A 14,796-nucleotide genomic window follows, 5' to 3' on the forward strand; every position below is an offset into this window, starting at 1 on the left:
TGCCCGAAGGGCGGATGGGGGCAGCAGACCTCAAAAATCCACCTGCACCGTCAGGCGCGCCGTACGCGGCGCACCCGGGAACAGATACGCATCGCCCTGGTATTCGCCCGTATCGCGCCAGTAGCGCTTGTCGAACACGTTGTCCACGTTCAGGCGCCAGGTGGTGGCGACCCCGCCCAGTGCAGTGGCATAGCGCGCGCCCAGGTTGGCCACGGTGTAGGCCGGCACGCTGGCGTTGCCGAGCCGGTCGGCGAACTTGCGACCGCTGTATTGCAGGCCTGCCAGCAGCGCCAGGCCGTCGATGCCGGGCACGCTGTAGTCGGCCTGCAGGCTGGCACGCAGCTTGGGTACGTTGATGGCCTGATGGCCTTCGTAGTCGGCGATCCCGGTGTCTTCGGCGCGCGCGCGGATCGCCGCGATGCTGGCGAACAGGCGCAGCTGTTCGGTTGCCGCCCCGTCGGCCGATAGTTCCAGCCCACGGTTGTGCAGGCGGCCCTGTTGCACATAGCGCAAGCCTCCATCGGCCTGCGGCTGGGTGAACTGGTAGGCCTGCCGGATATCGAACAGCGCCGCGCCCAGGCGCAGGCCGTCGAAATCGAATTTTGCACCGGTTTCCAGCTGGTAGGCATTGGTCGGCGGCAGGATCTCATCGGCGTTGTCGGCAAACCACGGCGCGGTGCCGCCGGCGGCCAGGCTCTTGGCGTAGCTGGCATACAGCGACACGTTCTGTTGCGGCTTGAACAGCAGTGCGGCCTGCGGCAGCAGCGTGTCCTTGCGTGTGCGGCGCTCCAGGACGCCATCGCGATCGAAGCTGCGCTCGTCCAGGCGCACATAGCGCGCGCCCAGCGACAGCTCCCACCGCGGCCCCAGTCCGATCCGGTCGGCGACCACCAGGGCGCGTTGACGGCTGTCCAGGCGGCGCTGTTTCGGGTCCAGGGCTACGTCGGTTTGTGCAAACACCTCCGGGTCGCGGTCGATGCTGCCGCTGCCGACGAATTCGTTGACCGAGCCGAAACGATCGATGGTGCGGCGCAGCCAGTCGCCGCCGATGCTCAGGTGATGATCCAGTGCGCCGGTGAGCACGCGGCCTTCCAGCGTGGCGCGCAGTTGATCGTGCACGCGGGTGTCGTCGGGGTTGCGGTAGTCGTAGACGTCGTACTCGCCTTGCGCGCTGAAAAAGTTCGGTGTGGTGATATCGGCGCAACTGGCCGCGCCGTAACAGCCCCAGGCGAACGCGGAGAAATCGTTGATCACCGAGCGGCTGCGCGCCGCTTCGGCAGTGGCGCGCCAGTCGTCGTTGAACTGGTAGGCGTAACGCAGTTGCGCATTGAGCGCATCCATCTCCACCGGCCGCGACCACGGCTGGTAGCCGAGCAGGCGATGCACATCGATGGCGCGCGGCACCTGGGTGCCGCCCAGCAGTTGATAACCCGGCACCGAGCGTTGCTGGCGATGCTGGTATTCCACGTCCAGCTGCAGCAGCGATTGCGGGGTGATCTTCCAGTCGCCGGCCAGCGAGAGGAAATTGCGGTAGCCGTCGGCGTGGTCGACATAGCTGTCGATGTCTTCGCGTGCGGCATTGACGCGCAGGCCCAGGCTGCGTTCGGCGCCGAACCAGTCGCCCAGGTCGGCGGCGACATAGCGCGAACCTTGTTCGTCGGTCCCCAGGGTCACGCTGCGCACGTGCTCGGGCCGCTTGGTGCGGTAGTCGATCAACCCGGCCGGTTCGTTGACACCCGATTGCAGCCCGGCCAGACCCTTGAGGAGCTGCACCTGCTGCTTGTTTTCCAGCGCGATGGATTGCTCGCCCACCGCGCTCAGGCCGTTGATGCGGTAGCTGTTGGCGGCGTTGAGCGAATAGCCGCGCACGACGAAATTTTCGTAGTAGCCGATCGGTGCATAGGCCTCGCCCGTGGAGGCATCGGCACGCAATACCTCGCTGAGCACGCGTGCCTGGCGGTCGAGCACTTGCTGGCGATCGATCACCGCGATCGAGGCCGGGGCATCCAGCAGCCGCGTGGCGCCGAAGCCGGTCAACGCGGTGCTGGCCTCGGCGCGCTCGCCACGCACGTTGACCGCATCCAGTTCCACCGCCTCGGCGCCGGGGTCTTGCTGCGCGAGTGCGGGGGTGGCCACGCACAGCGCGAGTGCAAGCGCGAGCGGGCGGCGGTGGGGCAGGGAGACGGGCAGGTACATGCGCAGGACTCGAAAAGGAGAAGAAAGAGCGCTCATGGCAACCGGCGCGCGCGCGCGTGCAGGTGGTCGAGCAGACGCTGGCCATCGGCACTGGCAAACCAGTCCGCATGGCCGAGCAGGTAGCGGTGATAGGCGATGTCGGCGTTGTCGGCCGAGCGGGTGATGCCTGCGAAGTAGTCGATCTCGCTCAGGGCGAAGTCGGCATGCACGATCGGCAGCAAGGCGACCAGCTGCCGCAGCTGCACCGCGCCCAGCGTGCAGTGCCGGCTGTAGCCGTCCAGCAAGGCGTCGAGTTGCTCCAGCTGTGGCTGCGCACGTTGCCCTGCGTCCAGGTTCAACCATGGGATCAGGTTGCGTTCGATCGCCGTGGCCAGGTCGAACATCGCAAAATTGCGGTCGCACAGGCCGAAGTCGAACACCGCGCCGACCTCGATGTCGCCATCGTCGTGCGTGCGCCACAGCAGGTTGGAGGCATGCCAGTCGCCGTGCGTCCACAGCGGCGGCAATGCACCGGGCACCGACAATACCGGCCATGCCCGGGCGTGCCAGGGCAGCAAATGGTCGGCCAGATCGCGGCGCCAGGGCCGGCCCTGGAAATCGGCGGCCAGGCCGGGGCGCGACAGCAATGCCTGTTCCACCGCCCGCAGCGGGTCGGCCTGCGCGAACAGCGCCAGGTTGGCGACCAGGACGCTGCTTCGACGTGGCGGCGCATCGAATCCCTGCGCTGCCAGATGCAGGCGTGCCAGCGCGGCGCCTGCAGCCAACGCATGCGCGGTGCTGGTAAAGGGCGTCCACGACAAGGCGTCCCGATACAGGTCCTGGCCGAGGCCTGCGCGCTGTACTTCATAGACCCAGTGCGCATCGGCCAGGGCGGTGTGGCCCGCGGCATCGTGCAGCACCTCGACCACCGGCGCGCCGGCCCAGCGCAGGTGCGCCATGAAGCCATGTTCTTGGCGCAAGTCGGCGATGCTGCGCACGCTGCGGTGATGCCGCTTGACGATGAGCGTGCCGGTGGCGGTGTCCACGCAGGCGGCAGCGGAAAACGGGCGTGCGCTATGCCAGCGAATCCGTGCGCCATCGCCGGCAGCGCAAACGTGCTGCAGCACGCGATGGATTTCCTCGGCGGTCAACACCGGCCAGTCCGGCAGTGCCAACTCCAGGCTCATGCCGTGCACCTGATGCGAGGTGCTCATGCGTGCAGCTCCTGTGCGGCGCATGCCAGTGGTATAGACCAGCCAATCGATGCCGTTGTAGCGGACCCGGCGCGCGCACCGGCGATAACACGGACGGCGCTGCCGGGCCGTCGTTGCAGCACGCGCGCCATCAGGCGGTTGCGCTGCAGGGAATGAAAAGGCAGCGCAACACTGAAAGGTCGCTGGCCGTCATCTCGACACTGAAGAATGTGGGGTGCGCCGTGGGCGGCGCCTGCGGAAGACCGCCGGGCGGCTCCGGGCGCGCAGTATGCCTGCTGGCGCTGCCAGCCGTCATGTGCGGGCCGGCATCGGCGTGATGGCGTTGCGCGGCCTCGGCACCGGATAATGGACCGATGACTCCTGTCCAGATCGCCGCCGTCGTCGTCACCTACCAGAGCAGCAGCACCATCGATGCGTGCCTGTCGCGGCTGCGCGTGGCCGAGGGCATCAGCGAGATCCGGGTGGTCGACAACGCCTCCAGCGACGACACCCTGGAAGTCGTGCAGCGGCATGCCTTGGCCGATGCGCGCCTGCACTTCATCGCCAACCCGGACAACCCCGGCTTTGCGACGGCCTGCAACCAGGGCGCGCGCGACTCGCAGGCGCCCTGGCTGGTGTTCATCAATCCGGACCTGATGGTCGAGCGCGACACATTGGCGCAGCTGTGCGCACGCGCGGCAGGGCATGCGGCAGTGTTGTTGGGCGTGGAGCAGGTGGACGAGCAGGGGCAGCCGGATGCGGCAGTGCGCCGCCGCGATCCGGATTTTGCCGCGATGCTGCGCGCACCGCGCGCTGCCGCGCAGCTGGCGGTGCCGGCCGATCCGTCTGCGACGTTGCAGGTGGTCGACGCCATCTCCGGCGCCTTGATGCTGATGCAGCGCAGCCTGTTCGACCGGCTCGACGGCTGGGACGGTGCCTACCGCCTGCATGCCGAAGACCTGGACCTGTGCCGGCGGGCGCGTCAGGCCGGCGCGCTGGTGGCGGTGGCCAACGATCTGCAGGTCGTGCACGTGCGTGGCGTGTCCAGCCGGTCGCGGCCGTTCTTCGTGGAGTGGCACAAACACCGCGGGCTGTGGCGCTATTTCCGCAAGTTCGAAGCGGGCCGGCGCGGGCCGGTCACCCGGCTTGGCGTATGGCTGGCGATCTGGACCCATGCCGCTGCCCAGGTGCCGAAATTGTTGCGAAAGAGATGAGTTCGCTAGCGTTAAATTTGTGATAAATCAGTGATGGGTGGCAGGGCGTAACTGTGATACGTTTCGCTTCGAAGTGTGATCAATCACTAGCTTCCTGTCCCTTCCGGGTCCCCCATCAGGAATCGTGCAAATGTCCTTACAGAACGACCCGCAACTGCGGGTACGTCAGCCGTGCGCCGCTGCGCTGCAGTCCCGTCCGGTTGTCTCGCCTCCTTCTCTTGCATCCAGCACCCGCCGCGTGCCGGCGGCTGCGCTATCGACGCTTGCTCTGAGCTGTGTGATGGCCGCCGTGCCGGCCATCGCCGTGGCCGGTGCCTGGACCCAGCCGCAGGGCGACACCCTGGTGATCGTCAAGGCGCTGCATAGCGATGGCCGCGGCTGGTTCGACGACAGCCATCACCGCACGACGTTTGGCGAGGGCCAACAATTCGACGGAAACGGGCGTAGCCGCCAGGACCAGTTGAATGTCTACGTCGAGCATGGGCTGACCGACAAGCTGAGCTTCATCGGCAATTTCTATTTCACCGAAGTGGGTTTCAGCAATTACGGCGGTGATGGCCGGACCCGCACCAGTACGACCGGTCTTGCCGATCAGGAAGTTGGCTTGCGCTATGCGCTGCCAAGCGCGCAAGAGGACGTCTGGCGCAGCTCGGTGCAGGCATTGGTCAGCATTCCGGCTTATGGCCGCAGCAAGACCTACCATCCGAACAATCCCAGTGCGAATACCGATCCTGCGCTGGGCCTGGGCGACTATGGCCTAGAGCTGCGTTACAGCCGTGGGCGTGGTTACACGCTGGGCGGGCGCAACGGCTACGTGGATTTGGGCGGCGCAGTGCGCCTGCGCGGCAGTGCGGCCTCCGACGAACTGCGCGTGGACGCGTCTACCGGTCTGAGCCTGACCCCGAGCTGGTTGCTGCTTGGCGAAGTCAACGTGATCCAGGGTCTGGGCAACGGGCGCAACAATTTTGACGTCCCAGGCTCTGCTGGGGGCGTCGGCTTCGTTGCCACCGGCACCAACTACGACCTCACGAAGCTGCAGCTGTCCACGCTGTACACCGCGCCGGGCGGCAGCCAGTGGCAGGTGGGATATCAGCAGCCAGTGATGGGCCGCAACACCGGCGCTGCAGGTGGGCCATTCGTGGCTGCCTGGTGGCGGTTCTAAGGACGCCACGACAATGACGGTCACCTGCGAAATGGACGCGCTGGGACGGGCACCGGACATCGGCCGCGAACGCGGTCTGTTGGGCCGCGCGCTGGTCACGGCAGGCGTCATCACCGACGAACAACTGCGCTCGGCGCTGGCGTTGCAGCAACGCTGGAACTCGCGCCTGGGCGATGTGATCCTGGCCCAGCGCGGCGTGCCGGCGCAGCGGTTCTACGCCATCGTCGCCGCGCACTTCGGCCTGGAGTTCGTCGACCTGGTGCAGCAGCCGCCGGATCCGGAACTGCTCACCCCGGGCGATCTGGAAAGTTATGCGCAGCGTCTGCTGCTGCCGTGGCGCCGCGAAGACGGCGTGCTGGTGCTGGCCGTGGCCGACCCCGACCCGGCGGTGTTCGCCTGGGCGCGTGCGCACTACGGCGAAGACGTGCGGTTTGTCGGCACCGCCAAGTTCGACATCATCTGGAGCCTGCAGCGCTACGCCGACGAGCAGCTCACCGACAATGCGCTGAACCTGCTCGCAGCGCATGCGCCGACCTACTCGGCGCGCCAGGTGGTCACGCGCGGGCAGAAGCTCACGCTGTGGGCAATCGCCGCGGTGCTGGTGATCGCGATGGTGCTGTTCCCGGTGCCGGCCCTGATCACCGTCAACGTGCTGGTGGCGCTGGGCTTTCTGGCGACCTTCGGACTGAAGCTGTTGCTGGTGTGGTTCGGCTCGCGCCACCGCATCGACATCAAGGTCACCGAGGACGAAGTGGCCGCACTGCGCGATGACGACCTGCCGGTCTATACCGTGCTGGTGCCGATGTACAAGGAGCCGGAAGTCCTGCCGATCCTGGCCAATGCGCTGCGCAAGCTGGATTACCCGATCAGCAAGCTCGACGTGAAGCTGGTACTGGAAGCGGACGATTTCGACACCATCGAGGCCGCCAAGAAACTCGGCCTGGAAGCGTTCTTCGAAATCATCCGGGTGCCGCCGTCGCAGCCCAAGACCAAGCCCAAGGCCTGCAACTACGCGCTGCATTTTGCGCGCGGCGAACTGCTCACCATCTACGACGCCGAAGACAAGCCCGAGCCGGATCAGCTCAAGCGCGTGGTGGCGGCATTCCGCAAGGCCGACAAGGATGTGGTGTGCATCCAGGCGCGCCTGAACTACTACAACGCCGACGAAAACTGGCTGACGCGGATGTTCACGCTGGAGTACACGCTCTGGTTCGACTTCTACCTACCGGCGCTGGAATACCTGCGCATCCCGATTCCGTTGGGTGGCACCTCCAACCACTTCCGTCTGGATGTGTTGCGCCAGGTGCGCGCGTGGGACCCGTACAACGTGACCGAAGACGCCGATCTGGGCGTGCGGCTGATCCAGAACGGCTACCGCGTCAACGTGGTCAACTCCACCACGTTCGAAGAAGCCAACGTCAGCATTCCCAACTGGATCCGGCAGCGTTCGCGCTGGCTCAAGGGCTATATGCAGACCTGGCTGGTGCACATGCGCGACCCGGTGCATCTGTATCGCAGCACCGGGTTCAAGGGCTTCTGGGGCTTTCAGTTCTTCATCGGTGGCGGCTTCTTCACCGCGTTGGGCGTGCCGGTGCTGTGGGCGCTGTACGTGGTCTGGGCAGTCACCGGGACAAGCGCGTTCGAACGGTTCTTCCCGCCGTGGCTGGCCACCATTTCGCTGGTCAATCTGTTGTTGGCCAATGCGTTCTTCATCTACATCACGCTGGTGGCCGCGTTCAAACGCGATTACTTCAAGCTGGCGCCCTATGCGCTGACCGTGCCGTTGTACTGGGCGCTGCAGTCGATCGCCGCCTACAAGGGCCTCTGGCAGCTGATCCACAATCCGTTCTATTGGGAGAAGACCACTCATGGCATCAGCAAGCATTCGGAAAACGAGCGCCGCGCCGCACTCGAAGAGTGAGTCGCCAGTTCCGCGCCGGCACAGCGGGCTGCCGGCATTTCTGGTCGCCGTGGTGGCGCTGTCGCTGCTGAGCCAGCCGTTGCTGCTGCAGTCGGCCGGCTCCGCCGCACCGGCCATCGCACCAGCAGCCGGCTTGCCGGCAACCGGCGTGCTGGCCTGGGCGATCAATCTGGGGCTGGACAGCTGGGATCTGCCGTTCCAGGTCTGGCCGTTCCTGGCGGTCGCCGCCAACGCGCTATTCCTGTCGCTGCTGTGGCGCGATCTGGCCGGCGTGTTCGGACGTGGCTGGGCCAGTGGGCTGACGGTGCTGGTGGGCTGCAATCCGCTGTTCCTGCTGCCGATCGCCGCAGGCGGAAGCCAGGCGCTGGGCCTTCTGGCGTTCTACGGCCTGTGCCGCACCTTGCGCCGCCTGCAGACACCGGTGGAGGCCTTCACCTATCTGCGTATCGCCGGCTGGTTGTGCATCCTGCTGTGCCTGGATCTGCAGACCCTGGCACTGTCGACGATGGTGGCACCGTGGCTGCTGCTGGTGATGCCGCCGCAGATGCTGCGCAAGGCGCCGGGCTCGTTCTACCTGGTGTGCTACCTGCCGTTCGCGTTTCTGGTCGGCATGTGGGCCTACGTCAACCTGACCGTGTTCAACGCACCATGGCCGACGCTGTCCAGCATCGGGCAGGGCGCGCATCCGCTGCCGCTGCCGTTGGCCGAGCATGCGCAAGACTGGTTGCCGGCGGTGCGCTGGGGCGTGGCGGCGGTAGTCTGCTTCCCGGTCCTGGCCTTGCTGGCCCGCAGCCGCAGCAGCGCGCTCACGCGCGGTGTGGTGGCCAGTGCCGGCACCGTCCTCTGTGCGGCGGCGCTGGCGTTCGCCTTCGGCTGGGCCGGGTTCGACGCCTTGCTGCTGCTGTGGGTGCCGGCCGCGTTGCTGCTGCGCGCACTGCATGCCGATCAGCGCACCCAGGCCGCCGGCCTGCTGTTGCTGGGCCTGATCGGGGCGGCCTGGGTACAGCCGCAGGGCTGGGGCAGCTGGATGCGTGCGGCGCCTGCCGACGCGCAGTCCCTGCTGCAGGGCGAGGCGGTGGTGATGACCGCGCCGGTGTCGTTGCCGACCAGTGGCCCGGCGACGCCGGCAGCGGACGCGGCGCAGTTGCCGCCCACCGCGGCGACCGCCGTGGGCGATGCCGTGGCCACGCAGGGTGCTGCCGGCGCCAGTGCGCCCGCTGCGGCTGCCACTGCGGCGATGGTGCAGCCGGGCAAGAACACCGCGGCCATTGGTGCAATGGACTGCGCGCGGAGCACCGCAGCGTCCACCACCGAGGCATCTGCCACATGTTCAAACGCGTTCTGAGCACCGCGTTGCTGGTCGGGGCGTGCATGCTGGCCAACGGCTGCAATGCGGATGCATCGACGTGGATGGGCGCCAACGTCAAGGTCTCGGCCAATGCGCCGTGGCAAAGCGAGGCCGCGGCGCAGTCGCTGGATGCGCTGGCCAAGACCGGCGCCAGCAAGGCGCTGCTGGTGGCGTTTGTGTGGCAGGCCAGCCCGCAGTCGAACGACCCGGTATTGGGCAGCGACAGCAGCGTGGAGGACATGCGCGCCGCGTTGCGGCAGAGCCACCACGCCGGCCTGCAGGCCACCCTCAAGGTACATGTGTGGATTCCCGGGCATTGGGCCGGCGACACCGCGCCCACCGACCAGGCAGCCTGGTTTGCCGCGTATCAGAACGCGTTGCTGCCATTGGCCAGGCTGGCCGAAGACGAGCACGCCGAAGCACTGGTGATCGGCACCGAACTGCGCAAGCTGCAGGACGCGCCGCAGTGGCCCGGCCTGGTGGCGGAGGTGCGCAAGGTCTACCGCGGCAAGCTGTTGTACGTGGCCGATGGCATGGAGCACGCCGAAAGCTTCCGCTACTGGTCGTTGTTCGATGCGGTGGGCACCAGCCTGTATCCGCGCCTGTCCGAAGCGGCCGCCGCCCGCACGGCCGAGATGAACGCCGCCGCGCAGCGCCTGCAGCAACTGGGCCAGCGTGTGGGCAAGCCGGTGTGGGTGGCGGAGCTGGGCCTGCGGTCTGCACGCGGCAGCCTGGCCGCACCCTGGGAAAGCCCGGAACAACGCGCTGCCGCCGTCGATACCCGCCTGCAACTGCAGGTGTTGCAGCAGTGGCGCAAGGTGTTGCAGGCGCACGGCGTGGAAGGCATCGCGCTGTGGTGCTGGTACACCGATCCCAAGGCCGGCGGGCCGGGCGACAGCGACTTCACCGTGCAGGGCAAACCGGCGCAGCAGGTGCTGGCGCGCTGAGCGATGGCGCTGGGCATCGTCCAGCGCCATTGCCCAGCGCCATCGCTGGGGTATCGCCAAGGTAATGGCCCGGCGCACTGCCGCCAGCTTGCGTGCCGCCGCCCCCGCGCATCGACCGGCTTGCACGCGGCACGCCCGCCGCTGCGGGCATAATCCGGCGGCATGATCATCCATTCGCTGCTCGACACCGACCTGTACAAATTCACCATGATGCAGGCGGTGCTGCATCAGCATCCGGCCGCGCAGGTCGAGTACCGCTTCAAATGCCGCACGCCCGGCGTGGATCTGGCGCAGTTCATCGATGAGATCTCGGGTGAGATCGACGCGCTGTGCCGGTTGCGGCTGCACGAGGACGAGGTGGCCTATCTGCGCGGCCTGCGCTTCATCAAGCCGGATTTCGCCGACTTCCTGGCGCTGTTCCATCTGGACCGCAAATACCTGCAGCTGTCGGCATCGACCACCCATCCGGGCGAGATCGAGCTGACCCTCCGCGGCCCGTGGCTGCACACCATCCTGTTCGAAGTGCCGTTGCTGGCGATCATCAACGAGGTGTGGTTCCGCAATACCTCCGAGCCGGATTTCGAGGAAGGCCGCAGCCGCCTGCGCGAGAAGGTGAGCAGCCTGCGCAGCATGCCGGCCGGCTGCAAGATTGCCGATTACGGCACCCGGCGGCGCTATTCGCGGCATTGGCACGGCGAGTTGCTGCCGTTGCTGCGCGACGGCCTGGGCGCGCAGTTCGTCGGCACCAGCAATGTGTATTTCGCCAAGCATTACGGCCTGACCCCGCTGGGCACGATGGCGCACGAATATTTGCAGGCATTCCAGGCACTGGGGCCGCGGTTGCGCGACTCGCAGGTGGCCGCGCTGGAATCGTGGGCGCGCGAGTACCGTGGCGACCTGGGCATCGCCCTGTCCGATGTGGTGGGGCTGGACGCGTTCCTGCGCGACTTCGATCTGTATTTCTGCAAGCTGTTCGACGGCATGCGCCATGATTCGGGCGACCCGTTCGAATGGGGCGAGCGCGTCATCGCCCATCTGCAGGCACACCGCATCGACCCCGCGACCAAGGTGCTGGTGTTCAGCGATGGCCTCAATATCGACAAGGTGATGCGGCTGTACGCGCACTTCCACACGCGCTGCCGGCTGGCGTTCGGCGTAGGCACCAGCCTGACCAACGACCTGGGGCCGACGCCGCTGCAGATCGTGATCAAGATGGTCCGCTGCAACGGGCAGCCGGTGGCCAAGCTCAGCGACTCGCCGGGCAAGAGCATGTGCGAGGACGCCGGTTACCTGCGCTATCTGCGCGATGTGTTCGGCCTGCCGCCGGTACCGGACGCCGGTGACCACGCGCGGCAGTGATAGACGTGGAGCGGCGCATCGAGAAATCGTTGCCGCTCATAGCAGGCAGCAGCAACCTTGCGGCGCATCGCTCAATCGCAGCTGGGAGCGAGCTCCGTGCGGGAATGGCAGACGCTGAAGCGAAATCGCGACGCCTGCGCTGGCAGGCAGCCGATCCGCTTGCGTTGAATAGGGTGATTGCAGATAAACGAACGGCGCCTGACGGCGCCGTTCGCATTACACGCAGTGAATCTTGCGGATTACGGGCGTACCTTGGTGGCGCAGACAAACACCGCTGCCTGTTGAATGCGGCTGATCGCCCCCTGGTTCTGCAACTCGCGCGCGTGCTCGTCCATGCAGGTCAGGTAACCCAGGCGGTTGCCGGCGTTCTGCGACTTGCACAGGCTGTTTTCGGCCGAGATGTTCGCGCCGGGAATCAGCCCGCCGGTCTCCAGCGTCGGCACCAGCGTATTGCAGTTGCCCAGCTTGGCCAACCCGCGATTGAGCGTCCAGCCGATATCGGCAAACAGCGCCGGGGTCAGGTCGATGTTCAGATGCGCCTGCACTTCCGGCGTATCGAACGGTTCCATCAACGCGTTGGGCTGCAGGTCGGTATCGAAGTGCGAGAACGTCGAACCACCGGCCACCACGCTGGGTGCGTACAGCCGCGTGCGGCCTGCGCTGTCGGTGCCCTGCAGCAGCTCGGGGTCTTCGTACAACGCCGCCACCACTCCGGCGCTGCCCTTCAGCCGCGCGCCATCGGCCTGCGAGACCATGATGGCCGGGATGGTGATGTCGGTGATCGGCGGTGCAGCATTGCCCATCGTCTGCACGCCGGACGCGTTATTGGCCACGATCACGCCCACCGCACCGTTGAGCTGTGCGTTCTTGACCTTGATCGCGAACGCGCAGGTGCCGCGGTCGATCAGCGCCACCTTGCCGGCCACCTCGGCCGCATTGACGAACGGCGTTTCGCAGCCATCGCTGGCTGACGCGGCAGCCACGCCGTCATTGACCGTCACCACTGCGCGTGCCGGGAAATTGGCCGCCGTGGCCAGCGGCCCGAAGCTGGCAAAGCCCACCTCGAACTTGCCGGCCGCGCTGGCCGGTGCGCTCACCTGCAACAGGGTGCGCGGATCCAGGATCAGCGCCGCCTCGCGGTTGACGCGCGTGCCGGCCCAGACCGTACGGCCGGGCGTGCGCATCGCTTCGGCACGCAGCGCGTTGGTCATGGCCGGATCGTCGAAGCGCTTGTTCTGCACGTTGTCGAAGGCCTGCGCGGTGTAGACGTCGGTCAGGCCGCTGCCCGAGCCGAGCACGCCGGTGGTCTTGTTGAGGAAGCCGGCCGCACCCAGGCCGTGGCCGATCTCATGCATCACCACGTTGAGGAAGTTGATCTGGCCTTCGGGCGTCTTGCCGTCCAGGCCCAGGTACCAGCCCGAGCCGGCCAGGCAGTCGTCCTTGCCCAGGTCGCCGTTGAATTGCGAAAACACGTCGGCCGGATCGCTGGGATCGGGGACCAGGTCCTGCCCGGCGATCGCATCGCCCAGCGCGGACGGATACAGCGTATTGGGCTTGGAACCGGGGAAGTCGTTGACGATCCAGTTCGGGCCGGCCTGGCCCAGCGTGCCGCCGGTGGCGGTGCAGGTCAGCCGTGCGAACGAGGCATACACCTTGATCTCGACATTGCTCTGCAGCACCGCGCCCCACAGGTCCATCGCGTACTGGTAGGCGATGCGACGCTGCTCGCCGACCGAGCGCCCCGGGTTGCCACCCAGGGGCGCAGCGCTGGTGGGGTCGTTCAAGCCGACGCTGGTGCCGGCGTCGCCATTGATCAGCGTGACGTTGGCGGCGCTGGCGTGCAGCGGCGCGATGGCGGCAGCCACGGCCAGGGACAACAGCAACAAGGGCTTATTCATGCGGCAGCGCTCCGTGCTCGGCGTGGGCGGGTTGGGTGGCGTCGTCGTCGCCGTGCTCGATGACGATGCGGCCATCGGCCTGGCGCGTCGCCATCAGTGAGCTCATCTGCGTGGCCGGCAACTTGCGCGCCACGGTGCCGTTGGGCAGGCGTCGCTCGGTCGCGCGTGCGGCAGATTCGGTCTGCGGCACCGCGGTGCGGGCAGCGCTGCTGCGGGCGGCCGAGGCGGCCTGCTGGTCCAGCGCCGCGCTCTCGGCGTCGGTCAGCGGGCGCAGCTTGCCGGTGGCGGGGTCGATGCCGACCTTGGAACTGTTAGTTGCTGCCTCCTGCGCGACGGCCATGGCCGGCAGATAAACGACGCACAACATACCGGACAGCATCCATCCGGGCTTACGAAAGCTCATCATCGTTGGGGTTTCCTTGGGTCCAGCAGGGAAAAGGGACGCCGTGCAGACACCAGCGTCGGGGGAATCCTTCCGTTTCAGTCTGTTCATGACTGAATCATGAATCCGTGATGTGTGTCAATCTTTTGACATGTAGGGTGCTGAATGCGAAACGAGCGCCTGAAACAGTTACCTGCGCACTTGCGTCGAGGGGAATTCGGGGTCGCGCAACAGTGATTGGCGAGCGGACTGGCCAGCGTTTTGACGCGAACCCGCCGGGCCAGAGGCCGTCCTTGTCCGCCAGTAGCCGGATCACGTCTCCCTTCTCCTCCTTGGGAGAAGGTGCCCCGAAGGGGCGGATGAGGGCAGGCGCGAAGCCCGGCGGAGCTTGAGTACAGCGTTGGGTCTATCTGCGCTTCGGCCTGTACCCTCACCCCAACCCCTCTCCCGAGGGGAGAGGGGTCGTAGTCCGCCCAGGCCGGCGGCAGGGCCTGTGCAGGCAGCGCGGATGCACCAACGTGCGCAAGCCGTGCACTGGCGCCTGCTGGCGAGATGCTGATGCCGGATGCTGATGCCGGCATCGGCATCGGCATCGGCATCGGCGCGCTGCGCTGGTTGCGCATGCCATTCCATCGCAGCGATTTATAGTGTCAGCAACCCCGCGCACCAGGCTTCCATGCACGCCGTCATCTATCACAACCCCGACTGCGGAACCTCCCGCAACACCCTTGCCCTGATCCGTCATACCGGCATCGAGCCGCAGATAGTCGACTACCTGCAACACCCGCCCACACGCGAAACACTGCAGTCCCTGATCGCTGCCGCCGGCATCCCGGTCCGGGAGGCCATGCGTCAGAAAGGCACCCCGTATCTGGAACTCGGGCTCGACGATCCCGCGCTGGACGACGCAGCGCTGCTGAGTGCCATGCTCATGCATCCGATCCTGATCAACCGACCCTTCGTGCAAACCGCGCTGGGGACGCGCTTGTGCCGCCCTTCCGAACGGGTGCTGGACCTGCTGCCGCCGGCGACGCACGGCTTCGTCAAGGAAGACGGCGAACGCGTGCTGGACGATGCCGGGCAACGCGTAACGGGCTGATAGACAGATACCCGGAACACGCAGTCATCCCACATCAAGCGCAGTCGCCCTAATTCCCATTCCCGACTCCCGACTCCCGATCCCCGATCCCCGATCCC

General features: G+C 66.7%; 11 protein-coding genes. 7 read left to right on the forward strand and 4 right to left on the reverse strand.

Translation table 11 applies throughout. The annotated features are described in order from the left end of the window. Positions 1–30 precede the first annotated feature (30 nt). The gene (locus tag EO174_RS04975; RefSeq protein WP_119127330.1) at positions 31–2,196 is read right to left on the reverse strand and encodes a TonB-dependent receptor; all 2,166 of its coding nucleotides are present in this window, start codon (positions 2,194–2,196) and stop codon (positions 31–33) included. A gap of 32 nt (positions 2,197–2,228) precedes the next feature. Continuing rightward, positions 2,229–3,389, reverse strand: coding sequence for a phosphotransferase (locus EO174_RS04980; protein WP_126942700.1), 1,161 nt, complete (start codon positions 3,387–3,389; stop codon positions 2,229–2,231). Between the two features lie 353 nt (positions 3,390–3,742). On the opposite strand from EO174_RS04980, the gene EO174_RS04985 reads away from it, so the two are divergent. The 6 genes from EO174_RS04985 to pncB all read left to right on the forward strand — a co-directional run bounded on the left by EO174_RS04985 (position 3,743) and on the right by pncB (position 11,319). Then, positions 3,743–4,582, forward strand: coding sequence for a glycosyltransferase family 2 protein (locus EO174_RS04985; protein ID WP_104649423.1), 840 nt, complete (start codon positions 3,743–3,745; stop codon positions 4,580–4,582). A gap of 130 nt (positions 4,583–4,712) precedes the next feature. Beyond that, a complete protein-coding gene (locus EO174_RS04990) occupies positions 4,713–5,744 on the forward strand; it encodes a transporter (RefSeq protein WP_164740087.1) in 1,032 nt (343 codons plus the stop codon). Positions 5,745–5,757: 13 nt separating this feature from the next. Beyond that, positions 5,758–7,665, forward strand: coding sequence for a glycosyltransferase family 2 protein (locus EO174_RS04995; RefSeq protein ID WP_126942703.1), 1,908 nt, complete (start codon positions 5,758–5,760; stop codon positions 7,663–7,665). Positions 7,666–7,714: 49 nt separating this feature from the next. Beyond that, positions 7,715–9,010, forward strand: coding sequence for a hypothetical protein (locus EO174_RS05000; RefSeq protein WP_164740088.1), 1,296 nt, complete (start codon positions 7,715–7,717; stop codon positions 9,008–9,010). Continuing rightward, the gene (locus tag EO174_RS05005) at positions 8,992–9,960 is read left to right on the forward strand and encodes a glycosidase-like protein (protein ID WP_126942709.1); all 969 of its coding nucleotides are present in this window, start codon (positions 8,992–8,994) and stop codon (positions 9,958–9,960) included. Before EO174_RS05000 ends, EO174_RS05005 begins: the two co-directional genes overlap by 19 nt. 162 nt (positions 9,961–10,122) lie before the next feature. After that, positions 10,123–11,319: a nicotinate phosphoribosyltransferase gene (pncB, locus tag EO174_RS05010; RefSeq protein ID WP_115677932.1), complete on the forward strand. Its 1,197-nt coding sequence runs from the start codon at positions 10,123–10,125 to the stop codon at positions 11,317–11,319. Positions 11,320–11,558: 239 nt separating this feature from the next. Here pncB and EO174_RS05015 read toward each other — a convergent pair whose 3' ends face one another. Continuing rightward, positions 11,559–13,217 carry a PA domain-containing protein gene (locus tag EO174_RS05015; protein ID WP_126942712.1) on the reverse strand — a complete coding sequence of 553 codons (1,659 nt, stop codon included), beginning with the start codon at positions 13,215–13,217 and terminating at the stop codon, positions 11,559–11,561. Next, positions 13,210–13,623, reverse strand: coding sequence for a hypothetical protein (locus EO174_RS05020; protein ID WP_164740089.1), 414 nt, complete (start codon positions 13,621–13,623; stop codon positions 13,210–13,212). The genes EO174_RS05015 and EO174_RS05020 overlap by 8 nt, the downstream gene beginning before the upstream one ends. 652 nt (positions 13,624–14,275) lie before the next feature. Between EO174_RS05020 and arsC the strand changes: the two genes are divergently transcribed. After that, positions 14,276–14,698 (forward strand): arsenate reductase (glutaredoxin), encoded by a 423-nt coding sequence (gene arsC / locus EO174_RS05025; protein ID WP_104585587.1) that lies wholly within the window; start codon positions 14,276–14,278, stop codon positions 14,696–14,698. Positions 14,699–14,796 lie beyond the last annotated feature (98 nt).

Source organism: Xanthomonas sp. BRIP62418 (genome assembly GCF_003993495.1).
Lineage (GTDB): Bacteria > Pseudomonadota > Gammaproteobacteria > Xanthomonadales > Xanthomonadaceae > Xanthomonas > Xanthomonas euroxanthea.

What these genes read in the sequence shown, in the direction of transcription:
- EO174_RS04985 (WP_104649423.1), top strand. Translation starts at nt 3,743, where the DNA reads ATGACTCCTGTCCAGATCGCCGCCGTCGTCGTCACCTACCAGAGCAGC.
- EO174_RS04975 (WP_119127330.1), bottom strand. Translation starts at nt 2,196, where the DNA reads ATGTACCTGCCCGTCTCCCTGCCCCACCGCCGCCCGCTCGCGCTTGCA.
- EO174_RS04995 (WP_126942703.1), top strand. Translation starts at nt 5,758, where the DNA reads ATGACGGTCACCTGCGAAATGGACGCGCTGGGACGGGCACCGGACATC.
- arsC (WP_104585587.1), top strand. Translation starts at nt 14,276, where the DNA reads ATGCACGCCGTCATCTATCACAACCCCGACTGCGGAACCTCCCGCAAC.
- EO174_RS04980 (WP_126942700.1), bottom strand. Translation starts at nt 3,389, where the DNA reads ATGAGCACCTCGCATCAGGTGCACGGCATGAGCCTGGAGTTGGCACTG.
- EO174_RS05020 (WP_164740089.1), bottom strand. Translation starts at nt 13,623, where the DNA reads ATGATGAGCTTTCGTAAGCCCGGATGGATGCTGTCCGGTATGTTGTGC.
- pncB (WP_115677932.1), top strand. Translation starts at nt 10,123, where the DNA reads ATGATCATCCATTCGCTGCTCGACACCGACCTGTACAAATTCACCATG.
- EO174_RS05015 (WP_126942712.1), bottom strand. Translation starts at nt 13,217, where the DNA reads ATGAATAAGCCCTTGTTGCTGTTGTCCCTGGCCGTGGCTGCCGCCATC.
- EO174_RS04990 (WP_164740087.1), top strand. Translation starts at nt 4,713, where the DNA reads ATGTCCTTACAGAACGACCCGCAACTGCGGGTACGTCAGCCGTGCGCC.
- EO174_RS05005 (WP_126942709.1), top strand. Translation starts at nt 8,992, where the DNA reads ATGTTCAAACGCGTTCTGAGCACCGCGTTGCTGGTCGGGGCGTGCATG.